Genomic DNA, 26,020 nt, shown 5'->3' with positions numbered 1-26,020 from the left:
AGTGCCCCAAGATTGAACCATGCGGTGTTTAAGCCGTTTTGAGGTCCATGGCCTCCGCCCGCTCCTCGATCGCCGCCTCCACCCATTCGTTCAAGCTCTTGGACTCGGCCGACGCCGCTGCCGCCGCCATTTCATGCAAGCGCGGCGCAATGCGCACATTGAATTTTCCCGAATAGGTTTTAAGAGGCTGCAGCCCCTTCTCGCGGCATGCGTCCAGATACACGCGCAGCGATATTTCGGCTTCTCGTTTGAGGCTTGCGACATCGCCTGCATAAAAATCCGCTCCGCCGCTCAAGCCCAGAAACTCGCCGCGAAACATGTCGATTTCCGGGTCATAGCTGATCACAGCTCGGTAGCCTTCAATCTGTAGAATATTCTTCATGGTGTCACCCCGTTGGTTTCCAGCCATTTTCTAATTGCGGCCACCGCTCCCTTGTCCGTATCCGGAGAAGGATGGGGCCGATGAAACACCCTCACCACACCGAATAAGGCAACGCAGATATCCCTCCCTTCACGCTCCTCAATCTCAGACCCTATTCACGAACTGCTGCGCGTCGGCGATACGGCGTTGAAACCGGCTTCGAAATGCTCATGTACCAAATGTACATTCCGCTTTCTCAGCCACTTTCGCCTTGTCTCACTCTAGCTCGCGAGATCGTGAATAGGCTCTACACCCGGCTCCTGAAACAAAGCCTCAATATCGCTCCACCGGATATTGGCGCTGACTGGACGCCTGAAGATCAACTGCAAGGTGATCAAGTGTTTTCGTTTCACACTCAACTGGTACCATAAATCAGTACCAAAATCAATATCATCGGATAAGACCGACAACACAGCACAGCTGGACGCTGCCGCTTGACCCCACCCAGCCCATCGGCAACAATCGCCGCGTGCCGTTTCACTTAACGGCGCTGGGTGTGAGAGCCCATATAAAGGAAAAAGGGGGATGCCACTGTGTAACAGTCGCGTCCGAAACGCTATTGCCTTGCCATCCGGCGGGCCGTGGCGGGGAGGCCTTAACGGCCTACCGGTTTCCTTTTTCCCGGTCTCTCAACCTCGTCACGCGCCTGCCAGCCCGTTTGAGAGCGAGCCCGCAGGCGGACCACGAAAAAGGAGCGTTCCCCATGTTGGTTCTACCCTTGTTCAGCTATCCCCCGCCCCGCGACACGCCGGCCCGCGCCCCGCTTCCGGAGGCTCAGCCATGAATCCCGTCCCCAGCCTCATCGAACTAGACCGCCTGATCCAACAGCTGCACGCGCAGCGCCTCTGCGAACCCGAACTGGAACGGCTGGCGCAATGTAGCCGACACGTCCACGACATCTGTCATACCGCCTCGCTGGAGTTGGGCCAGATCAGCAGCGCGCTGGCCGGGCTGCTGACGCTGCTGGACCAGTCCGAGATCGAGCATCTGGCGCGCGAGCAGATGTATTGTCTGCTCGAGCCCTTCGCTCGGCGCTTGCAACAAGCTTATGAAGCCTTGCAGGAACTGAGCTGATCTCGTCAACGCCCGCCAGCCCCGCCTGGCGGGCAGCCTGAGGCGGCAAGCCAAACGAATAAAACCGTCGCAATCCGGACTAACCCATTCGGCATCGCCGTGAGATAATCCCGCCCGGACGCGCGCTTAAAAATCCAGAGCCTTACGCACAGGGCCTGCGCGCCATTGACACCACTCAACGCTGCAAGCACACACCATGCAAACCTCTTTCCTGTCCGCCACCGTCCTGCTGATCCTGATCACCGATCCGCTGGGCAATATTCCGCTGTTCATCGCCGCGCTCAAGCAGGTCAAGCCGGAACGCCGCCGCCGCGTGGTCTACCGCGAATGCCTGATCGCCTTCCTGGTGCTGTCCGCCTTCATGTTCTTTGGCCGCAACTTCCTGGACTTGATGCACCTGACCGATGATTCGATGCGGGTGGCCGGCGGCGTGATCCTGTTCCTGATCGCCATCAAAATGATCTTTCCCGGCGAGGGCAGCGTGTTCGGCGGCGACAAGATGCACGGCGAGCCCTTCATCGTGCCGATCGCCGTGCCGCTGATCGCCGGCCCGTCGGCGATGGCCACCGTGCTGCTGATGTCCACCCGCGAACCGGAGCGGATGCTGGAATGGCTGGGGGCGCTGACCATCTGCATGCTGGTGACGCTGCTGGTGTTTCTCTTCTCCGGCAAGCTGCAAAAGCTGCTGGGCGAGCAGGCGATCACCGCGCTGGAGCGGCTGATGGGCCTGGTGCTGACCGCGATCTCGATCGAGATGCTGCTGGGCGGCGTGGCGTCCTACATCAAACAATTCCACTGAGCTTCGCGCTCATATTAGGTCAGCCTAGCGATAGTGTTTGCGCAGCGCGTCCACCACGCCGTCGCGCTGCATATTGAGCAGCGTCTTGTTGAGTTTCAGCACGATGCGCTCATCCATTCCCGGGTTGCAGGCCAGATACATCTGCACCGTGTTGAAGCTGAACAGCAGTCGGATGGGCAGCCGGTTGGCGGAGGCGATGTAGGCGCCGCTGAACTCGCCGCTGGCCCAAAAGTCGATATGGCCGGCCACCAGCTTTCTGGCGTTCAAATCGTCCGCTCTCGCCAGCTCCAGCTTGAAACCCAGATCGGCCAGATACTGCGACATCCCCGAGCCCTTGTAGCTGCCTATGGTGAAGCCGCGCGCGTCGTCCAGCGCGGCCACCCCCGCCGGGCTGTGAGGGCCGGCGAACAGGCTCCAGGAGTTGCTGACCAGCGGCCCCACCCATTTGAACTGACTCTCCCGGCTGGGCGTGCGCGAAGTCGAGTAAACGCAGCTATTGTCTTCCTGCTGGGCGATGGCGTAGGCGCGCAGCCAGGGCAGCAACTCCATGCTGTACGGGATGCCCGCGCGCTGGAACATTTCGCGCAGGATGTCAGTGGACAGGCCGCCGATCTTGCCCTCCTCCAGCGCGATGTTGAACGGCGGGTAATCCTCGGTCAGCAAACGGATGCGGGGCGATGTCGACTCCGCCCGGCCGCAGACGGCGAGCGCGCCCAGCAACAGGGCGGCGTGGACAAAGGCGAGCTTCATGGCGGCATACCTCCCGCGGAATTCTGACGACGCGTCTTACCAAGCATAGAAGCTGACGGCTGGCCAACAGCGGCGATTTACTTCGTGTTGGGGTTATCCCGCATAGGGATATCGGCAATTCGTCCCCGCGCTTCCTCTTGCTAGCATCCGCAATCATGGGCCGTTAAGAGCCCGCTTTTGATTGCATAACAACTTCGGCCCGCCCCGAGCCGAAGTCAGACAACGCTACAGGGACCGCGATGCAGACCAAAACCCCCCTCTACCAGCGCCTTTATTTCCAGGTGCTGCTGGCCATTTTCCTCGGCGTGATGCTCGGCGCCTTCGTTCCCGATCTGGGCGCGAAGATGAAACCGCTGGGCGACGCCTTCATCAAACTGATCAAGATGATGATCGCCCCCATCATCTTCGCCACCGTGGTGGTGGGCATCGCCAAGATGGGCGATATGAAGGAAGTGGGCCGCGTGGGCGTGAAAGCGCTGTTCTACTTTGAAGCCGTCACCACGCTGGCGCTGGTGATCGGCCTGGTGGTGGTCAATGTGCTCAAGCCCGGCGCCGGCCTCAATGTGGACCCCAGCACGCTGGACGCGCACTCGGTGGCCAAGTACGCCGCCAACGCCAAGGAGATGAGCAGCATTGATTTCCTGATGCACATCATTCCGGATACGGTGGTGGGCGCGTTCGCCAACGGCGAAATCCTGCAAGTGCTGACCTTCTCGGTGCTGCTGGGCCTGGCGCTGACCAAGATGGGCGACAACGGCAAGACCATCGTCCACATCCTGGACGAGTTCTCCCATGCTTTGTTCGGCGTGATCAATATGCTGATGAAGCTGGCCCCCATCGGCGCCTTCGGCGCGATGGCCTTCACCATCGGCAAATACGGCGTGGGTTCGCTGAAACAGCTGGGTTTCCTGATGCTCTGCGTCTACCTGACCTGTTTCGCCTTCGTCTTCGTGGTGCTGGGCACCATCGCCAAGCTCAACGGCTTCAGCCTGTGGCGCTTCCTGATTTACATCAAGGAGGAGTTGCTGCTGGTATTGGGCACCTCTTCATCCGAGTCCGCGCTGCCGGGCATCATGAAGAAGCTGGAAAACCTGGGCTGCTCCAAACCGGTGGTGGGCATGGTGATTCCCACCGGCTACTCCTTCAATCTGGACGGCACCTCCATCTATCTGACCATGGCCGCCATCTTCATCGCCCAAGCCACCAATGTGGAGCTGACGCTGGCGGAGGAGCTGGGCCTGCTGGGCGTGCTGCTGCTCACGTCCAAGGGCGCGGCGGCGGTGACCGGCGGCGGCTTCATCACCCTGGCCGCCACGCTGGCCACGCTGGGCGGCAAGCTGCCGGTGTCCGGCCTGGCGCTGCTGATCGGCATCGACCGCTTCATGTCCGAGGCCCGCGCCATCACCAATCTGATCGGCAACGGCGTGGCCACCATCGTGGTGGCGCGCTGGGAGAAGGCGCTGGACGAAGAACGCATGCGCCGCGTGCTGGCCGGCGAGCCGGTGCTGCCGGAGGAGCCGGCCGCCGCGCCGCTGCCGGCGCAACTGGCCGCCGCGGAAGCCGCCCGGTCCTAAGCTTTTGTTTTCCCAGCCCTTACAGCCTGCGTTCGCGCAGGCTTTTTTTATGCTCTTAGCACAGCGGCGGCTTGATTTTGCCGCTGCGTGGTCCACGATAGAAGCATGGGCATTGGGAGACGAGAATGAGCGACTTCATGTTGCAATACGGCGATGAGTTGTTGCCGGTGGAGGGGGACTTTCCCGAAGTGGGCGCCTATCTGCCCAGCTTCATGCTGGTGGGCGACGGCAAGCAGGACGTGTCACTGGAAGGCCTGGGCGGCGTGCCCAAGCTGATTTTGACCCTGCTGTCGCTGGACGAATACGAGCATGGCGGCCAATACCTGCTGCAGGAGACGCGGCGTTTCCTGGAGCGCTGGCCGCAAATCAGCCTGGCGGTGATCACCGTGGATTCGCCGTCTTCGCTGGCGCGGGCCCGGCGCGAGCACGGCCTGCCCCACGTCACCCTGCTGTCCACGCTGCGCGGCCGCGATTTCCACAAACATTACGGGGTGCTGATCCGCGAATATCCGCTCAGCGGCTACACCGCGCCCGCCCTGCTGCTGGCCGACGGCAGCAACACCATTCATTACGCCGAGCGGCTGCGCAACACCCAGGATCTGTTCGACTTCGACAAGATCAACCACTTGCTGCGCGAAGCCGAGGAACAGGCGCTGGAGGCGCAGCAGGAACTGGAGCATGAGGAGCAGTTGAAGGACGAAGGGCCGTCACAGTAAGCCCCCAGTAACGACACGGGCCCGGTCTGCTTGCGCAGCGCCGGGCCCGTTCGCGTTGCAGGGGGACAACGGTTTACGGCAGCACTTCCACCAGCTTGGCGTCCACCTTGGTCGACGTCAGTTCCTTGTCCACTTCGCCGACGATGCGCAGCTTGCTGTTCTGGTCGATCTTTTGCGCCGGCAGGCGTTTCTGGCTGATCTTCACCGTCATGGTGCCGGTGGCGTCGCGGAATTCATAACGCTTGTGGTCGATCTGGCGCACGATCTTGCCTTCCAGCGTCACCGGGGTGTCGTCGGCGGCTTTTTGCGCGGCGGCCACGGTGGTGACGGCGGCCGGCACGCCGGGGCCGGTGAATTCCGCCTGGGCGGCGAAAGGCAGGGACAGCGCGGCGGCGGTGAGCAGAACGGTGATGGCTTTCATGTTTGGACTCCTAGTGTGTTGTCGATGTCTGGATTACAACACGGCAGCCTTAACCGAAACTTAAAGCCAGCTTGTCGCCCAATACGCGCCGGGAAGGCTCCAGATCCACCGCGTAGCCCTGCTTGGCCAATTGCAGCCTATCGCCGTAATGCCGGCCTTCGGCCTGAATCCGTTGTTCAATCCCTTGCAAGGATTGCTTGAGCGCCGCACCCAGGCGATCCAGCTTCCCATCCAGCTCCGCGCCTTGGCGATTATTGAATTGCCGGCTGCCCGCGACAATGGCGCCCCAGCGCTGGCAATCGGCGCGCAAAGCGCCCAGATCCGGATACACGCCTTGTTCCAACGCGCGATTGGAGCAGGCGGTCAGCACCTGAGCCAGCGCGGAGGCCTCCTTGGCCGGCCTGGCGTCCAGATAACGCGGGATGACGATGTCCAACGAGGCTTTGACGGGAGTGCTACGAAATAACTGCATGACGGGCTTCCTATTGGCGTTCATGAATCGATGCGCTCAAGCATAGCCCCGCGTCCGCGCCCGCCGCTTGCAAGAAGCGCCGGACAAAACAAAACCGCCCGGCAAGCGGGCGGTTTGAAAGCGGTGAAACAGGGATTAGCTGTTCAGTTCACGCGCCAGGTACAGCCAGGTTTCCACCACGGTGTCCGGGTTCAGGGACACGGTTTCGATGCCCTCTTCCACCAGCCACTTGGCGAAGTCCGGATGGTCCGACGGGCCTTGGCCGCAGATGCCGATGTACTTACCCTGCTTGCGGCAGGCCTGGATCGCCATGTGCAGCATGACCTTGACCGCTTCGTTGCGCTCGTCGAAGGTGGAGGCGATCGGGCCGCCGGAGTCGCGGTCCACGCCCAGCGTCAGCTGGGTCATGTCGTTGGAGCCGATGGAGAAACCGTCGAAATGCTGCAGGAACTTGTCGGCCAACACGGCATTGGTCGGCAGTTCACACATCATGATCAGGCGCAGGCCGTTTTCGCCGCGCTTGAGGCCGTTGGCGGCCAGGATCTCCACCACTTGCTCGGCTTCGGACAGGGTGCGCACAAAGGGAATCATCACTTCCACATTGGTCAGACCCATCACGTCGCGCACTTTCTTGATGGCGCGGCATTCCAGTTCAAAGCAATCGCGGAAGGATTCGGCCACGTAGCGGGCGGCGCCGCGGAAGCCGATCATCGGGTTTTCTTCGTGCGGCTCGTACAGCTGGCCGCCGATCAGGTTGGCGTACTCGTTCGACTTGAAGTCGGACATGCGCACGATGACCTTTTTCGGATAGAAAGCCGCGGCCAGGGTGGACACGCCTTCGGCGATCTTGTCCACGTAGAAGTCCACCGGGCTGGCGTAGCCGGCGATGCGGTCGCTGATGGTGGCTTTCAGATCCGCCGGCAGCTTGTCGAACTCCAACAGCGCTTTCGGGTGGATGCCGATCTGACGGTTGATCACGAACTCCATGCGCGCCAGGCCCACGCCTTCGTTCGGCAGCTGCGCGAAGTCGAAAGCCAGTTCCGGATTGCCCACGTTCATCATGATCTTGACCGGGGCCTTGGGCATCTTGTCCAGTTCCAGGTCGATCACTTCCACGTCCAGCAGGCCGTCGTAGATGTTGCCGGTGTCGCCTTCGGCGCAGGACACGGTCACCTGCATGCCTTCGGACAGCACCTGGGTGGCGTCGCCGCAGCCCACCACGGCCGGGATGCCCAGCTCGCGCGCGATGATGGCCGCGTGGCAGGTGCGGCCGCCGCGGTTGGTGACGATGGCGGCGGCGCGTTTCATTACCGGTTCCCAATCCGGGTCGGTCATGTCGGTCACCAGCACGTCGCCCGGCTTGACGCGGTCCATCTCGGACGCGTCCTTGATGGTGCGCACCACGCCCTGGCCGATCTTCTGACCAATGGCGCGGCCTTCGCACAGCACTTGCGATTTGCTGTTCAGGCGATAGCGGCGCAGCGTGTCCTTACGGTCTTCCTGCGACTTCACCGTTTCCGGACGCGCCTGCAGGATGTAGAGCTTGCCGTCGTGGCCGTCGCGGCCCCATTCGATGTCCATCGGGCGGCCATAGTGCTTCTCGATGATCAGCGCGTATTCGGCCAGTTCAGCCACTTCGGCGTCGCTGATGGAGAATTGCTGGCGCTCCGCCGGGGACACGTCCACGGTCTTGACCGAGCGGCCGGCTTGCGAGGCATCGGTGAACTCCATCTTGATCAGCTTGGAGCCCATGGTCTTGCGCAGCACCGCCGGACGGCCGGCTTTCAGCGTCGGCTTGTGCACGTAGAATTCGTCGGGGTTTACCGCGCCCTGCACCACGGTTTCGCCCAGGCCGTAGGACGCGGTGATGAACACCACGTCGTCAAAGCCGGATTCGGTGTCGATGGTGAACATCACGCCGGCCGCGCCGCAGTCGGAACGCACCATGCGCTGCACGCCGGCGGACAAAGCCACTACGTCGTGCTCAAAGCCTTTGTGCACGCGGTAGGAAATGGCGCGGTCGTTATAGAGGGAGGCGAAAACGTGTTTCATCGCATCCTTGACATTGTCAAGGCCGCGGATATTCAGGAAGGTTTCTTGCTGGCCTGCGAACGAGGCGTCGGGGAGGTCTTCTGCGGTGGCGGAGGAACGGACTGCAACGGAGATGTCGGCGCCGCCGGCATCGGCCACCATCTGATCCCAGGCCTCTTTGATATCGGCGTCAAGCTTGGCGGGGAACGGGGTATCGATGATCCATTGCCGGATTTCCTTGCCGATTCGGGCCAGTTCGCTGACATCGTCGATGTCCAGCTTGGCCAGCGCGGCGCTGATCTTTTCGGCCAGGCCGTTGTGCTGCAGAAAATCCCGGTAAGCCTGCGCCGTGGTGGCAAAGCCCCCCGGGACGCGAACCCCGGAGCCAGCCAGTTGGCTGATCATTTCACCAAGGGAGGCGTTCTTGCCGCCTACCTGCTCCACATCGGTCATGCGCAGTTTCTCGAACCAGATGACGTAGTTCTCAGCCATCACTTCACTTCCTGTGTTGGATTGGGACGATAGGGCCGCATTCTAGCCGAATTACGTGCCAGATGCGTAGCGTCTTTTGCAGCGCAACACGGGTTTTCGGCCGAACGAGGACAAGCATTGCAACAGAATCAATAAGTTGACGGACATTCCTGACGAAAATGATTGTCAAAACCGTGTAATTTACGCACTACATGATTGGCCGGCTCTCGCCGCGGGTTTCTTCGCGGCCTTTCAGAGTATAGAATCCCTTGAACCCCGGGCGCCCCAGCAATGCGCGGCAGGCGCGGTTCCGGCCTCGTTCACTCGCAATACAGGTGTTTGCATGCCCCACCATCTCCGCTCCGCCTTCTTCGTTTCCGATCGCACCGGCATCACCGCCGAATCGCTGGGGCACACGCTGCTGACCCAGTTCGACACCGTGGAATTCAAGCGCGAGACCATTCCCTTCGTCGACACCGTGGAAAAGGCGCAGGCGCTGGCCGAGGTCATCCGCCAGGTGTCGGAAACCGATCACCTGAAGCCGCTGGTGTTCACCAGCATCATCAACCCGGACGTGCGCAGCGCGCTGCAGGTTGAGAACGCGGTGATGATAGATTTCTTCGATACCTTCATCGGCCAGTTGGAGCAGGAAATCGGTCAGCGCGCCTCGCTGAGCGTGGGCAAGGCCCACGGCATGGTCAACGAGGAGAAGTACGATCACCGCATCGAAGCGGTCAACTTCTCGCTGAACCACGACGACGGCGTCAAATTGAAGGACTTGCACGAGGCGGACGTGATCCTGGTGGGCGTGTCCCGTTCCGGCAAGACGCCGACCTGCCTGTATCTGGCGCTGCAATACGGCATCCGCGCCGCCAACTACCCGCTGACGCCGGAAGACCTGGGCAGCCCGACCTTGCCCAAGCTGCTGCTGCCGTTCAAGGACAAGATCTTCGGCCTGACCATCGATCCGGCGCGCTTGCATCACATCCGCTCCGAGCGCCGGCCGGACTCCAAATACGCCAGCATGGACAATTGCCGCCGCGAGGTGAACGAGGCCGAATCCATGTTCCGCCACCACGGCGTGCCCTTCATCAGCACCACCCACAAGTCCATCGAGGAAATCGCCTCCACCATCATGCATAAGGCGGCGCTGGGCCGACGCTTCTAAGCACCTGTTCACTGCCTGCCGCGCTTCGTGAGACGCGGCGCGGTGGGCGCCGCTTCGAAATGCTCACGTAGCACCCATACATTCCGCTTCCTCAGCGGTTTTCCCTTGTCTCGCTCTTGCTCGCGGGACTTTGAACCGACGCTAAGCCCAGCCTTCAAGCCCCGCAAACAGCCGGCATCGCCCGGCTTTTTTCATGCCGTCGCGCTACGTCGCCCACAACCAATATCCATATAGCACTTTGTTTATTATCACTTTTTTACAATTCAGACCGGAACATATAGCAAGCAGGCGCTCTCCAACAGGCATTTTGAATCCACTGCCGGACTATTCCGATGCATATCATCGCCATCGCCGCCCCGCCCAGATCCGCCGTCTCGCCGTTGAAGGAAGTGGGCGCCGTCGCCGCCAAGACCGACAGCCGCGCCGCCGCCAGCGACCCGCGCAAGGAGATGGCGGAGTTTCTCACCCCTCATCCGCAATCTCCCGCGCTCAACGGGGACGCCCCGCCCCGCGGCGAGTCTTTCGAGCGGCTGCTGCGCCAGGCCCAGAGCGCGGTCGGACGCAAGGACGCTTCCCCTTATTCCGAAGACCTGATGCCGCCGGCCGGCAGCCTGCTGCACGTGGTGGCGTGAACGCGGCACTTGACGCTGCTTTGCCCGCCGTGCTCTGATAAAGCCCATGAACTACGCAACCGCATCCGCAACCTTCTTTTGGTGGTGGCGCCTGAACTAAGGCGGCGCCGGCGTTTGCATACCCAAAACCCGGAAGCTGCCGATACGGCGGCATAGGGTTTCCAGCAGTACTCCTCCCCCGGATCGGCAGTTTCCAACAAGCTCAAGCTTACTGGAGACCACTGTTATGAATCTGGACAGCATCACAGCCAAAGACATCATCCTGACCGGCGACCGCACCACCGGACAATTGCATCTGGGCCACTACGTCGGCTCGCTGCGCAACCGCGTGATCCTGCAAGACCGTTGCCGCCAGTTCCTGCTGCTCGCCGATGCCCAGGCGCTGACCGACAATATGGGCAACTATCTGAAGGTCCGCGACAATGTGCTGCAAGTGGCGCTGGACTATCTGGCGGTGGGCATAGACCCGGAAAAAAGCACCGTCTTCATCCAGAGCCTGGTGCCGGAGCTGACCGAACTGTCTTCCTACTATCTCAATCTGGTCACCGTGGCGCGTCTGGAGCGCAATCCCACCATCAAGGACGAGATCAAGCAGCGCGGCTACGAGCGCGACATCCCCGCCGGCTTCCTCACCTACCCCGCCGCCCAGGCCGCCGACATCACCGCCTTCAAGGCCAGCATCGTGCCGGTGGGCGAAGACCAGATTCCGATGATTGAGCAGACCAACGAGATCGTGCGCCGCTTCAACGGCAGCGTGGATCGGGCGGTGCTGGTGGAAGCGCGGGCGGTGGTGCCGGAGCAAGGCTCGCGTCTGCCCGGCATCGACGGCAAGGCCAAGATGTCCAAATCGCTGGGCAACACCATCACTTTGTCGGCCACGCCGGACGAGATCCGCCAGGCGGTGAAGATGATGTACACCGACCCCAATCACCTGCGCGTGGCCGATCCGGGCCAGGTGGAAGGCAATGTGGTGTTCACCTATCTGGACGTGTTCCATTCCGACACGGAGCAGGTGGCGGAATGGAAGGAGCATTATCGCCGCGGCGGCCTGGGCGACACCGTGATCAAGAAGCAGTTGGAAGAATGCCTGCAAACCCTGCTGGAGCCGATCCGCGCCCGCCGCGAGCAGTACGCGCGCGATCCGGCGGCGGTGATGGCGATGCTGAAGACCGGCACCCAGCGCGCGCGCGAAGTGGCGGCCGCCACGCTGGCCGAGGTGAAGACGGCGATGGGCTTGAACTACTACTAAGAGCCTTTTTACGATCTGCTGCGCGTCGGCGAGACCGCGTTGAAAACACACTCTTTAAGAGGAGAGCACCGCATGGAACAAGTCTACCAATGCCAAAACCTGGAAGAGGTGCGCGGCCAGATCGACCGCATTGACCGCGCGCTGGTGGCGCTGATCGCCGAGCGCGGCCTTTACGTGCGCCAGGCGGCGGCGTTCAAGCACAGCCGGGAAGAAGTGGAAGGCGGCAAACGCGTCGATCAGGTGATGCGCCGCGTCGAGCGTCTGGCCGGCGAACTGGGCGCCGACGCGGCGCTGACCGCGGCGGTCTACCGCACGATGATAGAGTACTTCATCGCCGATGAAATGGCGGCCTTCCGCGCCAAAGCGGCTGCCGATTGAGGCGGAGGCCGGCTTTCCCTACAATCGCTTCCATCCGCTGACCGCCGGCCGCCCTCCGCGGCCGGCGTTTTTCCCGCGGCCGGAGAACCTGAATGAACAAGATTGCCCTGTTGCTGCTCGCCTGCCTGACCGCGCCCGCGATGGCCGAGGAAGTGGGCGAGGTGTCCACCACCTTCAAGCTGCTCAGCCCCAACGACAAGGTGGTGGTGGAAGCTTTCGACGACCCGGCGGTGCAAGGCGTGGCCTGCTATATCTCGCGCGCCAAGACCGGCGGCTACAAGGGCGCGCTGGGCCTGGCCAAGGACCCGTCCCGCTTCTCGGTGGCCTGCCGCCAGGTGGGCGCGATCAAGTTCTCGCGGCCGCTGCCCAAGCAGGAGCAGGTGTTCAAGGAAGGCGCGTCCTTCATCTTCAAGCATGTGCGGGTGGTGCGCATCGTCGACGCCAAACGCAATACCCTGACCTACCTCAGCTATTCCGACAAGCTGCTGGACGGCAGCCCGGACAATGCGCTGACCGCGGTGGCGGTGCTGGATCAAAAGATCCCGCTGCAACCCTGAAATAAAAGCGATTGATTATTAACGATTTCTTGGCATGACGGGCATCAGCTAAACGGCAGCTCAACGCGCAAGCCGTCATAGCCGACCTCCACGCCAGGCGGACATTCGGCGCTGAGCGCGCCGAATTCCAGCCTGTGGGTCATGTGGATCAGCACCGTGCGTTCGGCGCCGATGCGCTCGGCCCAGGCAAAGGATTGCCGCACGCCGAGGTGGGACGGATAGGGGTCGTGGTTCAGGCAGTCCAGGAACAAGAGCTTCAGCCCCTGCAACAAGGGCAGGCTGCTGTCAGGGATGTCCGACACGTCGGTCAGCCAGGCCATGTCGCCGACGCGCCAGCCGAGGCAAGGCCAGGAACCATGTTGCATGGGCACGGGCGTCAGCGTGACGCCGCCGCAGTCCACCGGCCCGTCCACCTGCTGCGGCAGCAGCACCGGCTTGTCCCACATCTTGGACGGCGGCAGCAGCGCGTAGTCGAAACGGCTCTTGATATTGTCCAGAGTGAAGGCGTTGCCGTAGAGCGTGATCGGCCCCTTCTTCACGTAGCAGAAGGCGCGCAGGTCGTCGATCCCGTTCAGGTGGTCGGCGTGCGGATGGGTGTACAGCACCGCATCCACCTGGCTCAGCCCTTCGCGCAGCGCCTGCTGCCGCAGGTCCGGCCCGGTGTCGATCAACAGCCCCTGGCCGGCCGCCTTGATATAGGCGCTGGCGCGGGTGCGGCGATTGCGCGGATCCGGCGAACGGCAGGTGACGCAGTCGCAGCCTATGGCCGGCGTGCCGGAACTGGAGCCGCAGCCCAGGATGGTGACTTCAAGCGAACCCAATGGCGTTTCCCAAGTAATAAGGCATCAGCGGCAGCGCTCGGGGCGCTCCGCCTTCTCGCGCACCCAGCCGCCGTCGCAGCGGACATTGCCGTCGGCGTCTTGCTGGCAGCCGCCGCGCGGCTGCTTGGCGCAATACGGATTGCCGTCGCGCGACAGCAGGCAGGCGCCGGGGCCGGCGTAAGTGACGCCGTTGGCGCGCACCACGCCGCCGCCCGGATAAGGCGAGCACAGCACGTTGCCGAATTCATCGATCGCGCATTCGCCCTTGCCGCACATCGCCTGTCCGCGCTGCACCAGGGCGATGCCGCCGTCTTCGGAACAATAACTGCGTCCGTTCAGATTGACGCAATTGGCCCAGGCCTGGGCCGAGAACAATATGGCCAGCAAGGCCAGCCCGGACAGCAAGATTCGCTTCATGCGCTTTCTCCGCTTCAACGGCTGGCCTTGGAGAACAGCCGGAAAAAGTTATCGCTGGTGACGCGCGCCACCTCTTCCACCGCCATGCCGCGCAGCTCGGCGATGTGCGCGGCCACATGGCGGACATAGGCCGGCTCATTGACCTTGCCGCGATACGGCACCGGGGCCAGATATGGGGAATCGGTTTCGATCAGCATCCGATCCAGCGGCACTTTCTGCGCCACTTCCTTGACCTGGGCCGCGTTCTTGAAGGTCACCACGCCGGAGAAGGAAATGTAGAAGCCCAGCTCCAGCGCGGCTTGCGCCACCTCCCAGGTTTCGGTGAAGCAATGCATCACGCCGCCGCACACCTCGGCGTTTTCTTCCCGCATCAGCCGGATGGTGTCCTCGGCGGACTCGCGGGTGTGGATCACCAGCGGCAGGCCGACGCGCTTGGCGGCGCGGATATGGGTGCGGAAGCGCTGATGCTGCCATTCCAGATCGCCCTTGCACCAGTGGTAGTCGAGTCCGGTTTCGCCTATGCCCACCACCCGCGGGTGCGCGGCCAGCGCCACCAGTTCGTCCTCGCTGTACTCTTCCGCTTCCGGGTCGTCCGGATGCACGCCCACGGTGGCGTATAGATTGCCGTGGCTCTCCGCGAGTTCCAGCACTTGCGGATATTTGGGACGGCTGACGCCGATCACCAGCGCGTGGCTGACCTGGTTGGCCTGCATATTGGCCAGCACTTCCGGCATGCGCGCGGCGAGGTCGGGAAAATTGATATGGCAGTGGGAGTCGATAAACATATTTGCGTCAATCTGGCTGCGGCGCGCGGACGCGCGCCGCTAAAACAATCACATGGTATGAGTGGGCCGGCTGGAATTGAGCACGCCGCTGAGCAGGGCCTCGATCTTGTCCTTGGCCTGCTTGCCGGCGTCGCCGGCGACGAACTCGACGCCGACGCCCTGCACCCGGCTGTTGTTGGCGCCGGCCGGCGTCAGCCACACCACCTTGGCTTGCACCGCGATGCGCTGCGGGTCGTCCATCAGGGTCAGCAGCAGGAACACCTCCTCGCCCAGCTTCATTTCCTTATTGGTGGGAATGAAGATGCCGCCGTGGCGCACAAAGGGCATGTAGGCGGCGAACAGCGCGCTGCGCTCCTTGATGTGCAGGGACAGCACCCCGGGACGGTTGGGATTCAGGTCCGGGCGAGTGGCGGAATTGTCCATACTTGGCTAACCCTCTGTGTCAGGCGGCCTTGCCGCTGGCGAATATCTTCAGATAGTCCATCAGCACCGCTTCCAATTGCAAGCGCGTGTTCAAGGTATGCTGGCCGAACGGCGCCAGTTGGTTGAGCGTCTGCTGACACGCCATCAATTGCGCGATGTCGGCGCGCGCCGCCAGTTGCTGCAAGGCGCGCTCCTGATCTGGATAATAGCGGACCAAACCGGCCAGTCTCAAACTCGCCAGATCATGCAGCCACTTCATCAGCCAGCCTATGGGCAGCAAGAGCGGCAGTTTCTGCTTGTCCACCGCCTCCGCCAGCTGCAGCACATTGGCGAAGCTGGGCTGGCCCAGGCCCTGGACGAACTGGCCGCGCAGCTTGGCCAAAGCCGGATCGTGGTCGAACAGCGGCGCGCCGCCGTTATGGGCCAGTTCCAGTTCCGCGTCCGCCACGCCCTGCTCGCGCAGCCAGGCCAGCGCCTGGGCCTGGTGCGGCCGCGTCAGCGGAAACTGGCGGCAACGGCTGCGTATGGTGGGCAGCAAGCGCTGCGGCGCATGCGCCACCAGCAGGAACAGCACCTCGGCCGGCGGCTCTTCCAGGATTTTGAGCAAGGCGTTGGCGGCGGCCGGATTCAGGCTTTCCGCCGGTTCCACCAGCACAACGCGCCGGCCGGCGCGATGCGCGCTCAGGTGGGCGAAATCGATCACATCGCGCACCGCCTCGATCTTGATCACCGGCAGCTTGCGGCTGACTTTCTTGCCCTCGGCGCCTTCCTTGCCTTCCTCGTCCTCGTCGCCCAGCGGCGACAAGCGGCGGAAGTCCGGGTGGGTGCCGTGCCGATACCAGCGGCAGGCCTCGCATTCGCCGCAAGGCTGGTGGCCGGCCTGCGGGCGTTCGCACAGCAGCGACTGGGCCAGGTGTTCGGCGAACTCCAGCTTGCCGATGCCGGCGGCGCCGGTGAACAGCCAGGCATTGGGCAGGCGTTCGCGCTCAGCGTTCAGCCGGGTCCAATCGCCTTCTTGCCAGGGCAGCAGCATCACGCGGCCTCCAGCAGTTTTTGTAGGCAGGCTGCGATGTCGACCTGGATCTCGGCGATGGAGCGGCTGGCGTCCAGCACCGCGAAACGCGGCTGGCCGGCGGCGCGGCGCAAATAGGCTTCGCGCACGCGCACGTGGAAATCGGCCTTCTCCTGCTCGAAGCGGTCCAGCTGCCGGGTCTTGGACATACGCTCGGCCGCCACTTCCAGCGGCAGGTCGAACAGCAGGGTCAGGTCCGGCTGCAAACCGTGCTGCACCCATTGTTCCAGTTCGGCGATGCGCTCGAACGGCACGCCGCGGCCGCCGCCCTGGAAGGCGAAGGTGGAATCGGTGAAGCGGTCGGACACCAGCCACTGGCCGGCGGCGAGCGCGGGCTCGATCACGCTGTGCAGCAATTGCTGGCGCGAAGCGAACACCAGCAGGGTTTCCGCGTCCAGCGAGGCCTCGGTGTCCACCGCCAGCAGCAGCTCGCGGATTTTCTCGCCCAAAGGGGTGCCGCCCGGTTCGCGGGTGAATACGGCGTCGACGCCGTGTTGCGCCAGCCAATCGCGGATGAAGGCCAGATGGGTGCTTTTGCCGGCGCCGTCTATGCCTTCCAGGCTGATGAAGCGGCCGCGTTGCTGCTCTAGCGCCATTACTGTCCTTTCTTCAAGATATATTTGCGCACCGCCTGATTGTGTTCGTCCAGCGTTGCGGAGAAATGCGAAGTGCCGTCGCCGCGAGCGACGAAATACAAGGCCTTGGTTTCGGCCGGATTGGCCGCCGCGTCCAGCGCCGCCTTGCCCGGCAAGGCGATGGGCGTGGGCGTCAGGCCGGCGCGGGTATAAGTGTTGTAAGGCGTGTCGCGGCGCAGATCAGCCTTGCCTATCTTGCCCTGGTACAGGCTGCCCATGCCGTAGATCACCGAGGGATCGGTCTGCAAGCGCATGCCCTGCTTCAAGCGGTTGACGAACACCCCCGCCACCATTGGACGGTCGGCGTCTTCGCCGGTTTCCTTCTCAATCAGGCTGGCCATGATCAGCAGCTCGTAAGGCGTGCGGTAAGGCAGCTCCGGCTTGCGCGCCGCCCAGGCCGCTTCCAGCCGCTGCTGCATCGCGCCGAAGGCCTGGCGGTAGAGCTCCGCGTCCTCGGTGTCCGGCGAGAACAGATAGGTGCTGGGGAAGAACAGGCCTTCCGGCTTGGCGTCGCCGAAGCCCAGCCGCCGCATGATCTCCTCGTCGCTCCAGTCCTTGGCCGTATGCTTGATGTCGGGGTTGCGGTCTATCGCCTGGCGGAATTGGCGGAAGGTCCAGCCCTCGATCACCGTCAGGCTGGCCTCGTCCGGATGGCCGTCGGCCAGGCGGTTCAGGATGTCCAGCATCGATGCCTGGCCGTCGAAACGATACAGGCCGGCCTTGATCTTGCGGTCCACGCCTTGCAGGCGGGCCAGGGCCACCATCACCTGGCGGCTGCGAACCACGCCCTCCTGCTCCAGTCCCCGCGCCACTTGGCTCAGGGTGCGGTTGGGCCCCACGGTCAGCTTGTAACCGGCTTCCGGCAGGCCAACCGGAATCAGGACCACCCAAACCAGCCAGGCACAGCCCAGCGCAAGGCACAGCAAGAACAGGCGAAACAGAGTTTTCATCATTTGACGGGAAGCATGAGACAGCGCAGCGGGACGATCGCGCATGATACCAGACAAGCCGGCCTGACCGACATGTCAGGCCCGCCCCCCGCAATCAAGCAAAGTTTGCGCCAAATCAACTGTCCACCTTTCCATTTTGCATAGTTTTGCTCGCGTTCTATACCTGATTAAATGGACTGCTTAAATGATGCGAGTCTTTTCATGAAGCCATTCTTCAATCTGGGATGCGCATTGGTGGCCTGGACGGCGCTGGCCAGATTGGCGGCAGTCCGGCAGACCGACAGGGATTTATGGCGCCTGCCGATGGACGCTTTCCGACAAGGAGGGCATCCGCAGCAATTGACTTACCAGCAATCCCCCGCTGCGCTGAGCGGCTACCACGCGCTGATCGTGGAGCCTTTGCTGCTGTTGAACCGCCAGCAGGACGGCGGCTGGCAGCTGCTGCAAACCGCGGAACAGGAAAACGCCAACCAGATCATGCGCCGCCAGGTGGCCGCGCTGCTGCAGGCCTGGCCTATCGCGCTGACCGACGTGGCCACCGCCGGCGTGCTGCGCTTGCGCATCGCGGTGGCCGCGCGTCAGTCTCGGATTGCCCAGGACAGCCAGCCGCTGAACAGCAGCCACGTGGCGCTGCAACTGCCTTGCATGGCTTCCAATATAGAACCCTATCTGCAACTGGTGTCCTCGGTGTCCCAATTGGAAGACGCGCTGGGACGGGGCGTGGTCGCCGGCGGCGTCACCATGCAGTCGCAAGCCGAAGCCGCCTCCGGCGACGAAGGCGACGGCTGGCGGCAGCTGCTGACCCAGGACTGGTCCCCGCTGCTGCGCCAACAACTGGCGCCGGCGACGCGGCGCGGCGCGGCCTCGACGACGCGATAAGCCGCATGAAGACAGTCCGCCCCGTCACAAAGTCGCAACAATATAGAGGGAACGCCGCTTGGCGGCCGCAGTCCATCTCCCACGCAATCTCCACTGAGCCCGCACGATGAAACCATTCTTTAAACTCGCCTGCGCGCTGATGGCTTCCGCCTTGCTGGCCAATATCGGCCACGCCGGGGAGCCGCCGGAGAATCTGGTCCTGCTGCCCAGCGAAGCCTTCCATCCCAACCCTGAGCATGCCGGCCAGGTGCTGTACCTGCAGCCCGGCGTCGATCTGAAACGCTATCACGGCATCCTGATCGAGCCGCTGATTTTCCTGGGCCGCCAAGCGGACGGCCAATGGCTGGCGACGGCGGCGGACGAGCACAACCGCCTAGACGCCTGCTACCGCAACAGCCTGGCCCGGGCGCTCTGCCGCGAGGGATTGCCGGTGGCCGCCGCGCCCGGTCCGGGCATCGCCCGGCTGCGCGTGGCGGTGGGCGACATGCTCAGAGAGCTGGCCGGCCCCAAGGAACGGCGCCCCGTGAAGACCGCCCTCAATCTGGCGCGCTTCGCCGACGACATCGATCCCTATCTGGCCCAGGTGTCCACCGTGGGCCAGCTGGAAGACTCCGAATCCGGGCTGCTGCTGGCCGGCGGCGTCAATCTGCTGGGCAAGGACATGGACCTCGCCAACGCGCAACCGTCCAATGCGGAATGGCTGCAACAGCGCGTTGACCTTTGGAGCAGCCACCACGCGCGGCAGATGGCCCAGCATCTGGCTGCGGCTACGTCGTTTGGGGAGTAGGCTAGCATCCAGACTGGCGGCATAATGGTCGCCTCATCTCTTGTCAGAAAGCCGACCATGCCGCGCAAACTACTGAGTTTCTTGCTGTTGTTGTCCCCGCTGTTCGCCGCCGCCGACACCGTCACCGTGGCGGTCGCCAGCAATTTCCAGCAGACGCTGGACAAGATCGCGGTGGAATTCAAGGCCGCCAGCGGCCACGACATCAAGGCCAGCGGCGGCGCTTCCGGCAAGCTCACCGCGCAGATCCGCCAGGGCGCGCCCTTCGACGTGTTCCTGTCCGCCGACGACGAACGCCCGGCCGAACTGCTGCGCGACAAGATAGGCAAACCCGACAGCCGCTTCACCTACGCCATCGGCAAGCTGGCGCTGTGGAGCAAACAGCGCGACGACGCCGGCGAAGCCGCGCTGCGCGGCGGCAACTTCAACAAGCTGGCCATCGCCAACCCGGCGGCCGCGCCCTATGGCCGCGCGGCGATGGAAACCCTGACCGCGCTCAAGCTCGTCGACGCGCTCAAACCCAAGTTCGTCACCGGCGACAATATCAGCCAGACCATGCAGTTCGCCCAGGTTGGCGGCGCCGACTTCGCCTTCGTCGCTTACGCGCAGCTGCTGGAACAAGGCATCTCCGACCGCTACTGGCTGGTGCCGGCCAAGCTGCATCAGCCGATACGCCAGGACGCGCTGCTGGTGCGCGACACGCCGGCGGCCAGGGCCTTCCTCGCCTTCCTCAAGGGCGACAAGGCGCGCGCGCTGATCAAGAAAGCGGGCTACGACTTCGCGCAATGATGGCTTCCGAATGGGCGGCCATCGCGCTGACGCTGCGGCTGGCCGCCATCAGCACCCTGATCCTGCTCCTGCTGTGCGTGCCGCTGGGCTGGTGGCTGTCGCGCACGCGTTCGCGCCTCAAGCCGGTGATAGAGGCCGGCGCGACGCTGCCGCTGGTGCTGCCGCCCACGGTGCTGGGCTTCTATCTGCTGGTCGCCTTCGGCCCGCACGGCCCCATCGGCCAGCTGACCGCCTGGTTGGGCTGGCCCGGCCTCGCCTTCACTTTTCAAGGGCTGATCATCGCCTCGGTGCTGTACTCCTTGCCCTTTGTGCTGCAACCGCTGATCGTCAGCTTCAACGCGGTGCGGCGCGAGGAAATCGAAACCGCGATGGTCTTGGGCGCCAACCGCTGGCAGCGGCTGACCCGCGTCATCCTGCCCAGCTGCCGCTCCGGCGTGCTGGCCGCCGCCAGCATGGGCTTCGCCCACACCGTGGGCGAATTCGGCGTGGTGCTGATGATAGGCGGCAATATCGAAGGGGAAACCCGGGTCATTTCCATCGCGCTGTACAACCACGTGGAACAGGCCGACTACGCCAGCGCCCACCGTCTGGGCCTGCTGCTGGTGCTGTTCGCCTTCTCCACCCTCGCCCTGGTCTACCGCCTCAACGCGCGCCAGCGCCGCTACGACTAAGACCCGCTCGCAAAACTCCGGATCCTGCCTTGCGCCCGACGGGCGCTGCCTGCGTCGGCGCGCCTTGGCTCAGCTTCCCCAAGAGGCTCTCTTAGCGGTTCTTAAGAGGCCGCGAATCCGGCCGCGTTTACTGACAATGCTGACATCTATCGATGCAAACCGTTACATGACGTCAACAAAACGCAGTGTTCATACGCTATAACTTGGAGTATCGTTTTTCTCGCCCGTCATGGGCCCGACAACCTGTGCTACCAAGGATGAATCATGCGCAAATACCTGATGATCGCTGTTCTGGCCCTGACTTCCGCCAACCTGGCGCTGGCTGACGCCGCCTGCGACGCCAAAGCCGCCGAGAAGAAACTGGCCGGCGCCGCCAAAAGCAGCTTCCTGAAGAAATGCGAGAAAGACAGCGCCGCGGCCAACGCCCAGAAAGCCTGCGACGTCAAAGCCGCCGACAAGAAACTCGCCGGCGCGGCCAAGGCCAGCTTCGTGAAGAAATGCGTGAAGGACGCGGCTCCGGCCAAGTAAGCCCCCTCCCCGGCGGCCTGTCCGCCGGGACAGCCCGCTCGCCGGCAAGTCCCTGATTTTTCGCCTACACTGAGATGTGGCAACAGGGATTCTGCGGGTGAGCCATGGCAAACAATATCCTCGGAAATTACAATCCGCTGTTATCGCTTTTCGGCAATAACAACCAACTCTTGAGCGGTTTATTGGGCTCCTCGCCCATTGTGCCGCTGATCCGGAGCAGCAACAGCTCGCCAAGCGCCGGCACCGATCCCAATGTGGTGCTGATTTCCGGGCTGGGCCAATTGCTGTCCAGCCTGAACATCTTCCAAGACAGCCTGCAACAGATCTATTCCCCGTACGCGGTCAACAACTCCATCAGCGGCAGCAGCAGCAATCCGTCGGTGGCCAGCGTCTCCACCGCCGCCGGCGCGCAAAACGGCAATTACAGCGTATCCGTCTCGCAACTGGCCCAGGCTCACAGCGCGGTCACCGCCTTCACGCTGCCGGACACCAGCAGCACCGCGGTGGGCAGCGGCAGCCTGACCATCAAGACCGGCAGCTACGCCTACACATCGTCCACCTCGGCCAGCAGCTTCACGCCCAGCGGCAGCTCGGCCACGCTCTCCATCAGCAACGGCACGCTGTCCAGCATCGCCACCGCCATCAACGGCTCCGGCGTCGGCATGGTGGCCAATATCGTGCAGAACGCCTCCGGCAATTATCAATTGCAGATCAGCGCCGCCCAGACCGGCGCCAGCAACAATTTCCAGATCCTGGTCAGCGACAACGACGGCAACAACACGGATCAGAACGGCTTGTCGCGCTTGGCTTTCGACCAGACCCAGGCGGTGGGCAGCGGGCAGAATCTGACCCAGACCCAGGCCGCGCAAAACGCCAACTACCTGATCAACGGCGCCTCCGGCTCCAACGCCGGCAATAGCGGCATCTCGCTGGGCGCCTCGGTGTCCATGGACTTGCTGTCCACCGGCAGCACCAATATCTCGGTCAAGCTGGATCTGAACGGCCTCAACGGGCAGGCGCAATCGCTGGCCGACGCCTTCAACACCCTGCAAGGCAGCCTGAACGCGCTGCTGGTCAGCGGCGGCCTGCTCAGCCGCGACCCCATCGCCAAGCAATTGGCCAACAGCATGAACCAGCAGGCCGGCGCCAGTTACAGCAACGGCAGCTCGCTGCTGGTCAAGCTGAACCAGATCGGCCTCAATTTTCAATATCCGCAGCAGTTCGGCCAGATGGGCAGCCTCAGCCTGAGCAACAACAGCCTGCAAAGCGCTTACAGCGGCGACTCCCAGGGCGTGGCCAATCTGCTCTACACCGCCGCCCGGGCGCTGAACTGGCTGGCCAACAGCTACGCCTCCTATGGCAACGGCACCATTCCGCAAACCCTGACCGCCTTGCAGAAAATGCAATTCAGTCTGCAGCTGCGGCAGTCGGCCACCCCGACGTCCAACACCGTCCCCGCCAACCTCGCCTCCTTGACCGGCAACCAGTCCGGCACCATCCAGCTGAGCGCGCAGCAGATCAGCGCGCTATCGCTGTACGCGATGGTTTACTCTCTGGGCGCGCCCTATGCGGTCAATTCCCAGATTCTGAACAACGGCCTGGGCCTGTCCGGCAACGGCAACAGCGGCAACGGCATCTCCACTTATGCATGATTGATATTTGCTATTTGTTTTTCATCTAGCATTGCCTGCGCCGTATTGTCTCGTTAAAATTCATCGGATGATTGGATGAATAAGGAGGCCGCATGCTGGCGCTGCCCTATAAACGCTCGCTGGTCGACATCGCCGTGGAAAACATCGCCAAACGTCTGGCGGACGGCGACTGGCCGATAGGCGCTCGCATTCCCACCGAACCGGAACTGGCGGAGCAGCTGGGCGTCAGCCGCAACACGGTGCGCGAGGCGGTGCGGGTGCTGCTCTACGCCGGCCTGCTGGAGGTGCGCCAGGGCGACGGCAGCTATGTGCGCGCCACCGTCAACCCCGGCGAGGCGATGCGCGCCATCAGCCGCGCCAGCCTGCGCGAGCACCTGGAAGTGCGCTGCATGCTGGAGGAAAGCGCGGCGCGGCTGGCGGCCGGCCGCTGCCCGGAAGCGGATCTCAGCGCGATAGCGGACGCGCTGGCGCGGCGCGGCGAACGCCTGCCGCAGGAGCCGCTGGAGGACTTCATCGAGCGGGATCTGGAATTTCATCTCGCCATCGCCAACGCCAGCGGCAACCAGGCTTTGGCCGAGCTCTACGCCTATTTTTCGCGCGCGGTGCGCCAGCACGTGCAGCAATCCATCCTGGACGAGGCCTTGCCGGACCCGGACCTCGCCGCCCACCAGGCCATTTACGAAGCCATACGCCAGCGCCGGCCGGACGAGGCGGCGCGCGCCGCCGCCGCCATCTCCCGCCCCTTGCTGGAGGCGCTGGACCGCTTGCTGAATCGCTCCACCACGGATTAAGCCCGATTTGAGCCGGCCCCCAGGCGCGGGGAGCCCGCTCCGACAACAACAAAAGCGCAGAAGGAAAACCCATGTCCACACCTAAATCCATGCCGGATCATCTGCCGGTTGAAGACACGCTGATCGACGCCGAGATCGACGACGCCGGCGTGCAAAGCCAGCGCCCCGCGCTGCACCGTCCCTGGCTCTTGCTGCTGGGCCTGATCCTAGTCGGCGTCAATCTGCGGCCGGCGCTGTCCAGCCTGTCCCCGGTGCTGCACGACGTCGCCGCCAGCCGCGGGCTCAGCGGCCTGATGGCCGGCCTGCTCACCACGCTGCCGGTCGCTTGCCTAGGCGTGTTCGGTCCGCTGGCGCCGCGGCTGGCCCGCCTCTGGGGCAGTGAAAAGACCATCGCGCTGATTCTGGTGACCCTGGCGCTGGGCATTTTGCTGCGCACCCAGTTCGGCCAATTCGGCCTGTTCGCCGGCTCGGCGCTGGCCGGCGCCAGCATAGGCATCATCGGCGTGCTGCTGCCCGGCATCGTCAAGCGCGACTTCCCCGCCCAGGTCAGCCTGATGACCGGGGTCTACACCATGGCGCTGTGCCTGGGCGCGGCGCTAGCCGCCGGCCTGACCGTGCCGGCGATGCGCTGGATGGGGAACAGCTGGCAGGGCGCGCTGGCGATCTGGGCGAGCCCGGCGCTGCTGGCGCTGCTGGTGTGGTGGCCGCAGACGAGGAGCCGGCAGGCGTCCCACCACGGCCAATGGCTGGTGCGCGGCCTGCTGCGCGACCCTCTGGCCTGGCAGGTGACCTTGTTCATGGGCCTGCAGTCCTCGATGGCCTACATCGTGTTCGGCTGGCTGCCGTCCATTCTGATTGACCGCGGCGAGACCGCGCTGCACGCCGGCCTGCTGCTGTCCATCTCCATCATGGTGCAGGTACTGTCCTCGCTGCTGGTGCCGGCCCTGGGACAGCGCTGCCGCGACCAGCGGCCGCCGATCGCCGCCACCGTGGCGCTGGTGATCAGCGGTCTGCTGGGCATGCTGTTCGCGCCGACCGACAGCCTGCTGTTCTGGGCGGTGCTGCTGGGCCTGGGCCAGGGCGGCCTGTTCAGCATGGCGCTAAGCCTGCTGGCGCTGCGCTCGCCGGACCCCCATGTCGCCGCCCATTTGTCCGGCATGGCTCAGGGCGTCGGCTACGCGCTGGCCTCGCTCGGCCCGCTCAGCGTGGGCCTGATCCGCGACCAGACCCACGCGCTGTGGCCGCTGGGCCTGTTGTTCTCGCTGATCTCCGCCGCCACCTTCGCCATGGGCATGCTGGCCGGGCGCAAGCGTCTGGTGCAGGTGGAGTCGCGTCCGCTCTAAGAACCTGTTTACGATCTGCTACGCGTCGTGGAGCGTTACACGGTGAGTACGGCTTCAAAATGCTCATGTACCGTGTCCGCTTTTTCAGCCGTTTTCGCCTTGTCTCGCCATTGCTCGCGAGATCGTAAACCGGTTCTAAGCCATCCGCGGACCAAACAAAACCCCGGGCTTGCCCGGGGTTTTGTTTGGAGATGAAACGGCTCAGCCCTTGGGCCGGCCGACGATGCCGTAACGCCGCCACAAGTCCGGCAGGCTCTCCTTGCCCAGCGGAATGGCGCTCTTGCCCAAGGCCAGCCGGTCCGGCAGCAAGTCCATATCGCCGTCCCAGCCCGGCGTCCCTTCTTCCAGCACCGCGGCCAGGTCGCGGTCGTCCACCGCCGCCAGCTCGCCGCCGATCTCGATCAGCAACATGCCCTCCGGCGTCAGCCAGGCGGAGCGCGCCGGCACGTCGTCATCGTAGGGCAGCGTGCGCCAGCCCGACGGAGTGCGCCGCGCCACCAGCGGCGCGGCGTCCAGCGTCACATAGACTTTCTGCGGCCCGTTCTGCACATAACAGCGCCCCAGCCCGTCGCGGCTGTAATTGCGGCCGAAAAACTCCACCATCGCCTCGTGCTGCAGACGTTCGTCCTTGATCCACCACTGGCCGCGCGCATCCAGCCGCAGCCAGCCGAACACGGCGGGCACGTTCGGCCACTTGGCCATTGCCGCCTGTACTATCGCATCCATCATGCGTCTCCTTGCGGGCTTGCTCCCGCTTGATTCTCAGC

Annotated in this window: 30 protein-coding genes; 17 read left to right on the top strand and 13 right to left on the bottom strand. The window is 63.6% G+C overall.

Going from position 1 to position 26,020, the window contains the following annotated elements:
* Positions 1-28 precede the first annotated feature (28 nt).
* On the bottom strand, positions 29-382 hold the full coding sequence (locus tag DB032_RS02570) for a type II toxin-antitoxin system HicB family antitoxin (RefSeq protein ID WP_081544270.1): 354 nt from the start codon (positions 380-382) through the stop codon (positions 29-31).
* 819 nt (positions 383-1,201) lie between these two features.
* Between DB032_RS02570 and DB032_RS24045 the strand changes: the two genes are divergently transcribed.
* Together DB032_RS24045 and DB032_RS02550 are read left to right on the top strand one after the other, a co-directional pair.
* Positions 1,202-1,495, top strand: a complete 294-nt coding sequence (locus tag DB032_RS24045) for a DUF1484 family protein (protein ID WP_158274225.1) — start codon at positions 1,202-1,204, stop codon at positions 1,493-1,495.
* A 196-nt stretch (positions 1,496-1,691) separates the two neighbouring features.
* Positions 1,692-2,294 carry a MarC family protein gene (locus DB032_RS02550; protein WP_019100349.1) on the top strand — a complete coding sequence of 201 codons (603 nt, stop codon included), beginning with the start codon at positions 1,692-1,694 and terminating at the stop codon, positions 2,292-2,294.
* A gap of 24 nt (positions 2,295-2,318) precedes the next feature.
* Here DB032_RS02550 and DB032_RS02545 read toward each other — a convergent pair whose 3' ends face one another.
* Positions 2,319-3,044 carry an ABC transporter substrate-binding protein gene (locus tag DB032_RS02545; RefSeq protein ID WP_107798129.1) on the bottom strand — a complete coding sequence of 242 codons (726 nt, stop codon included), beginning with the start codon at positions 3,042-3,044 and terminating at the stop codon, positions 2,319-2,321.
* 239 nt (positions 3,045-3,283) lie between these two features.
* On the opposite strand from DB032_RS02545, the gene DB032_RS02540 reads away from it, so the two are divergent.
* Entirely contained in the window at positions 3,284-4,618 is a 1,335-nt protein-coding gene (locus DB032_RS02540) for a dicarboxylate/amino acid:cation symporter (RefSeq protein ID WP_107798128.1), read from the top strand.
* 125 nt (positions 4,619-4,743) lie between these two features.
* Positions 4,744-5,334, top strand: a complete 591-nt coding sequence (locus DB032_RS02535; RefSeq protein ID WP_199225794.1) for a thiol peroxidase — start codon at positions 4,744-4,746, stop codon at positions 5,332-5,334.
* A 73-nt stretch (positions 5,335-5,407) separates the two neighbouring features.
* On the opposite strand, the gene DB032_RS02530 is transcribed toward DB032_RS02535, so the two are convergent.
* The 3 genes from DB032_RS02530 to ppsA form a co-directional block, all read right to left on the bottom strand.
* Positions 5,408-5,755, bottom strand: coding sequence for a NirD/YgiW/YdeI family stress tolerance protein (locus DB032_RS02530; protein ID WP_107798127.1), 348 nt, complete (start codon positions 5,753-5,755; stop codon positions 5,408-5,410).
* A 49-nt stretch (positions 5,756-5,804) separates the two neighbouring features.
* Positions 5,805-6,227 (bottom strand): hypothetical protein, encoded by a 423-nt coding sequence (locus DB032_RS02525; RefSeq protein ID WP_146176563.1) that lies wholly within the window; start codon positions 6,225-6,227, stop codon positions 5,805-5,807.
* 135 nt (positions 6,228-6,362) lie between these two features.
* Complete coding sequence (ppsA, locus tag DB032_RS02520; RefSeq protein WP_107798125.1) at positions 6,363-8,750, bottom strand: phosphoenolpyruvate synthase; 2,388 nt, start codon at positions 8,748-8,750, stop codon at positions 6,363-6,365.
* A gap of 322 nt (positions 8,751-9,072) precedes the next feature.
* Between ppsA and DB032_RS02515 the strand changes: the two genes are divergently transcribed.
* The 5 genes from DB032_RS02515 (at position 9,073) to DB032_RS02495 (ending at position 12,713) form a co-directional block, all read left to right on the top strand.
* Positions 9,073-9,897: a pyruvate, water dikinase regulatory protein gene (locus DB032_RS02515; RefSeq protein WP_048415701.1), complete on the top strand. Its 825-nt coding sequence runs from the start codon at positions 9,073-9,075 to the stop codon at positions 9,895-9,897.
* Between the two features lie 332 nt (positions 9,898-10,229).
* Entirely contained in the window at positions 10,230-10,529 is a 300-nt protein-coding gene (locus DB032_RS02510; protein ID WP_107798124.1) for a hypothetical protein, read from the top strand.
* Between the two features lie 226 nt (positions 10,530-10,755).
* Complete coding sequence (gene trpS / locus DB032_RS02505) at positions 10,756-11,778, top strand: tryptophan--tRNA ligase (RefSeq protein ID WP_107798123.1); 1,023 nt, start codon at positions 10,756-10,758, stop codon at positions 11,776-11,778.
* Between the two features lie 72 nt (positions 11,779-11,850).
* Positions 11,851-12,156: a chorismate mutase gene (locus DB032_RS02500; protein WP_107798122.1), complete on the top strand. Its 306-nt coding sequence runs from the start codon at positions 11,851-11,853 to the stop codon at positions 12,154-12,156.
* Between the two features lie 92 nt (positions 12,157-12,248).
* Positions 12,249-12,713, top strand: coding sequence for a CreA family protein (locus DB032_RS02495; RefSeq protein WP_107798121.1), 465 nt, complete (start codon positions 12,249-12,251; stop codon positions 12,711-12,713).
* Between the two features lie 44 nt (positions 12,714-12,757).
* On the opposite strand, the gene DB032_RS02490 is transcribed toward DB032_RS02495, so the two are convergent.
* Genes DB032_RS02490 through mltG form a run of 7 tightly spaced genes read right to left on the bottom strand, consistent with a single transcriptional unit; the run spans position 12,758 to position 17,819 of the window.
* A complete protein-coding gene (locus tag DB032_RS02490; protein WP_107798120.1) occupies positions 12,758-13,534 on the bottom strand; it encodes an MBL fold metallo-hydrolase in 777 nt (258 codons plus the stop codon).
* Positions 13,535-13,558: 24 nt separating this feature from the next.
* Entirely contained in the window at positions 13,559-13,951 is a 393-nt protein-coding gene (locus DB032_RS02485) for a hypothetical protein (RefSeq protein ID WP_107798119.1), read from the bottom strand.
* Between the two features lie 14 nt (positions 13,952-13,965).
* Positions 13,966-14,736 (bottom strand): TatD family hydrolase, encoded by a 771-nt coding sequence (locus tag DB032_RS02480; RefSeq protein ID WP_107798118.1) that lies wholly within the window; start codon positions 14,734-14,736, stop codon positions 13,966-13,968.
* 48 nt (positions 14,737-14,784) lie between these two features.
* Positions 14,785-15,159 carry a PilZ domain-containing protein gene (locus DB032_RS02475; protein WP_048416050.1) on the bottom strand — a complete coding sequence of 125 codons (375 nt, stop codon included), beginning with the start codon at positions 15,157-15,159 and terminating at the stop codon, positions 14,785-14,787.
* A gap of 19 nt (positions 15,160-15,178) precedes the next feature.
* A complete protein-coding gene (locus DB032_RS02470) occupies positions 15,179-16,192 on the bottom strand; it encodes a DNA polymerase III subunit delta' (RefSeq protein ID WP_107798117.1) in 1,014 nt (337 codons plus the stop codon).
* Positions 16,192-16,827, bottom strand: coding sequence for a dTMP kinase (gene tmk / locus DB032_RS02465; protein WP_081544255.1), 636 nt, complete (start codon positions 16,825-16,827; stop codon positions 16,192-16,194). The genes DB032_RS02470 and tmk overlap by 1 nt, the downstream gene beginning before the upstream one ends.
* Positions 16,827-17,819: an endolytic transglycosylase MltG gene (gene mltG, locus DB032_RS02460; RefSeq protein WP_107798116.1), complete on the bottom strand. Its 993-nt coding sequence runs from the start codon at positions 17,817-17,819 to the stop codon at positions 16,827-16,829. The genes tmk and mltG overlap by 1 nt, the downstream gene beginning before the upstream one ends.
* Positions 17,820-18,017: 198 nt before the next feature.
* Between mltG and DB032_RS02455 the strand changes: the two genes are divergently transcribed.
* The 8 genes from DB032_RS02455 (at position 18,018) to DB032_RS02420 (ending at position 25,253) form a co-directional block, all read left to right on the top strand.
* Positions 18,018-18,695 (top strand): DUF3313 family protein, encoded by a 678-nt coding sequence (locus tag DB032_RS02455; RefSeq protein ID WP_158274224.1) that lies wholly within the window; start codon positions 18,018-18,020, stop codon positions 18,693-18,695.
* Positions 18,696-18,801: 106 nt separating this feature from the next.
* On the top strand, positions 18,802-19,482 hold the full coding sequence (locus tag DB032_RS02450; protein ID WP_107798114.1) for a DUF3313 family protein: 681 nt from the start codon (positions 18,802-18,804) through the stop codon (positions 19,480-19,482).
* Positions 19,483-19,539: 57 nt separating this feature from the next.
* The gene (modA, locus tag DB032_RS02445; RefSeq protein ID WP_107798113.1) at positions 19,540-20,268 is read left to right on the top strand and encodes a molybdate ABC transporter substrate-binding protein; all 729 of its coding nucleotides are present in this window, start codon (positions 19,540-19,542) and stop codon (positions 20,266-20,268) included.
* Positions 20,265-20,939 (top strand): molybdate ABC transporter permease subunit, encoded by a 675-nt coding sequence (gene modB, locus DB032_RS02440; RefSeq protein WP_107798112.1) that lies wholly within the window; start codon positions 20,265-20,267, stop codon positions 20,937-20,939. Before modA ends, modB begins: the two co-directional genes overlap by 4 nt.
* Before the next feature lie 264 nt (positions 20,940-21,203).
* Positions 21,204-21,467, top strand: coding sequence for a hypothetical protein (locus tag DB032_RS02435; protein WP_107798111.1), 264 nt, complete (start codon positions 21,204-21,206; stop codon positions 21,465-21,467).
* 170 nt (positions 21,468-21,637) lie between these two features.
* Positions 21,638-23,119 carry a flagellar filament capping protein FliD gene (locus tag DB032_RS02430; RefSeq protein ID WP_158274223.1) on the top strand — a complete coding sequence of 494 codons (1,482 nt, stop codon included), beginning with the start codon at positions 21,638-21,640 and terminating at the stop codon, positions 23,117-23,119.
* 92 nt (positions 23,120-23,211) lie between these two features.
* Complete coding sequence (locus DB032_RS02425; RefSeq protein ID WP_107798109.1) at positions 23,212-23,910, top strand: FadR/GntR family transcriptional regulator; 699 nt, start codon at positions 23,212-23,214, stop codon at positions 23,908-23,910.
* A gap of 71 nt (positions 23,911-23,981) precedes the next feature.
* On the top strand, positions 23,982-25,253 hold the full coding sequence (locus DB032_RS02420; RefSeq protein ID WP_107798108.1) for an MFS transporter: 1,272 nt from the start codon (positions 23,982-23,984) through the stop codon (positions 25,251-25,253).
* A 201-nt stretch (positions 25,254-25,454) separates the two neighbouring features.
* Here the strand turns inward: DB032_RS02420 and DB032_RS02415 are convergent, their stop codons facing one another.
* Positions 25,455-25,979: a DUF2946 family protein gene (locus DB032_RS02415; protein WP_107801630.1), complete on the bottom strand. Its 525-nt coding sequence runs from the start codon at positions 25,977-25,979 to the stop codon at positions 25,455-25,457.
* Between the last annotated feature and the right edge of the window lie 41 nt (positions 25,980-26,020).

The sequence above is a fragment of the Chromobacterium sp. Panama genome (assembly GCF_003052555.1).
Lineage (GTDB): Bacteria > Pseudomonadota > Gammaproteobacteria > Burkholderiales > Chromobacteriaceae > Chromobacterium.
This window is presented reverse-complemented; position numbering and strand designations above follow the sequence as displayed.

What these genes read in the sequence shown, in the direction of transcription:
- DB032_RS24045 (WP_158274225.1), top strand. Translation starts at nt 1,202, where the DNA reads ATGAATCCCGTCCCCAGCCTCATCGAACTAGACCGCCTGATCCAACAG.
- mltG (WP_107798116.1), bottom strand. Translation starts at nt 17,819, where the DNA reads ATGATGAAAACTCTGTTTCGCCTGTTCTTGCTGTGCCTTGCGCTGGGC.
- DB032_RS02425 (WP_107798109.1), top strand. Translation starts at nt 23,212, where the DNA reads ATGCTGGCGCTGCCCTATAAACGCTCGCTGGTCGACATCGCCGTGGAA.
- DB032_RS02535 (WP_199225794.1), top strand. Translation starts at nt 4,744, where the DNA reads ATGAGCGACTTCATGTTGCAATACGGCGATGAGTTGTTGCCGGTGGAG.
- trpS (WP_107798123.1), top strand. Translation starts at nt 10,756, where the DNA reads ATGAATCTGGACAGCATCACAGCCAAAGACATCATCCTGACCGGCGAC.
- DB032_RS02435 (WP_107798111.1), top strand. Translation starts at nt 21,204, where the DNA reads ATGCGCAAATACCTGATGATCGCTGTTCTGGCCCTGACTTCCGCCAAC.
- tmk (WP_081544255.1), bottom strand. Translation starts at nt 16,827, where the DNA reads ATGGCGCTAGAGCAGCAACGCGGCCGCTTCATCAGCCTGGAAGGCATA.
- DB032_RS02525 (WP_146176563.1), bottom strand. Translation starts at nt 6,227, where the DNA reads ATGCAGTTATTTCGTAGCACTCCCGTCAAAGCCTCGTTGGACATCGTC.
- DB032_RS02455 (WP_158274224.1), top strand. Translation starts at nt 18,018, where the DNA reads ATGAAGCCATTCTTCAATCTGGGATGCGCATTGGTGGCCTGGACGGCG.
- DB032_RS02475 (WP_048416050.1), bottom strand. Translation starts at nt 15,159, where the DNA reads ATGGACAATTCCGCCACTCGCCCGGACCTGAATCCCAACCGTCCCGGG.
- DB032_RS02495 (WP_107798121.1), top strand. Translation starts at nt 12,249, where the DNA reads ATGAACAAGATTGCCCTGTTGCTGCTCGCCTGCCTGACCGCGCCCGCG.
- DB032_RS02450 (WP_107798114.1), top strand. Translation starts at nt 18,802, where the DNA reads ATGAAACCATTCTTTAAACTCGCCTGCGCGCTGATGGCTTCCGCCTTG.
- DB032_RS02515 (WP_048415701.1), top strand. Translation starts at nt 9,073, where the DNA reads ATGCCCCACCATCTCCGCTCCGCCTTCTTCGTTTCCGATCGCACCGGC.
- DB032_RS02470 (WP_107798117.1), bottom strand. Translation starts at nt 16,192, where the DNA reads ATGCTGCTGCCCTGGCAAGAAGGCGATTGGACCCGGCTGAACGCTGAG.
- DB032_RS02480 (WP_107798118.1), bottom strand. Translation starts at nt 14,736, where the DNA reads ATGTTTATCGACTCCCACTGCCATATCAATTTTCCCGACCTCGCCGCG.
- DB032_RS02485 (WP_107798119.1), bottom strand. Translation starts at nt 13,951, where the DNA reads ATGAAGCGAATCTTGCTGTCCGGGCTGGCCTTGCTGGCCATATTGTTC.
- DB032_RS02570 (WP_081544270.1), bottom strand. Translation starts at nt 382, where the DNA reads ATGAAGAATATTCTACAGATTGAAGGCTACCGAGCTGTGATCAGCTAT.
- DB032_RS02500 (WP_107798122.1), top strand. Translation starts at nt 11,851, where the DNA reads ATGGAACAAGTCTACCAATGCCAAAACCTGGAAGAGGTGCGCGGCCAG.
- DB032_RS02550 (WP_019100349.1), top strand. Translation starts at nt 1,692, where the DNA reads ATGCAAACCTCTTTCCTGTCCGCCACCGTCCTGCTGATCCTGATCACC.
- DB032_RS02545 (WP_107798129.1), bottom strand. Translation starts at nt 3,044, where the DNA reads ATGAAGCTCGCCTTTGTCCACGCCGCCCTGTTGCTGGGCGCGCTCGCC.
- DB032_RS02540 (WP_107798128.1), top strand. Translation starts at nt 3,284, where the DNA reads ATGCAGACCAAAACCCCCCTCTACCAGCGCCTTTATTTCCAGGTGCTG.
- DB032_RS02415 (WP_107801630.1), bottom strand. Translation starts at nt 25,979, where the DNA reads ATGGATGCGATAGTACAGGCGGCAATGGCCAAGTGGCCGAACGTGCCC.
- DB032_RS02510 (WP_107798124.1), top strand. Translation starts at nt 10,230, where the DNA reads ATGCATATCATCGCCATCGCCGCCCCGCCCAGATCCGCCGTCTCGCCG.
- ppsA (WP_107798125.1), bottom strand. Translation starts at nt 8,750, where the DNA reads ATGGCTGAGAACTACGTCATCTGGTTCGAGAAACTGCGCATGACCGAT.
- DB032_RS02530 (WP_107798127.1), bottom strand. Translation starts at nt 5,755, where the DNA reads ATGAAAGCCATCACCGTTCTGCTCACCGCCGCCGCGCTGTCCCTGCCT.
- modA (WP_107798113.1), top strand. Translation starts at nt 19,540, where the DNA reads ATGCCGCGCAAACTACTGAGTTTCTTGCTGTTGTTGTCCCCGCTGTTC.
- DB032_RS02420 (WP_107798108.1), top strand. Translation starts at nt 23,982, where the DNA reads ATGTCCACACCTAAATCCATGCCGGATCATCTGCCGGTTGAAGACACG.
- modB (WP_107798112.1), top strand. Translation starts at nt 20,265, where the DNA reads ATGATGGCTTCCGAATGGGCGGCCATCGCGCTGACGCTGCGGCTGGCC.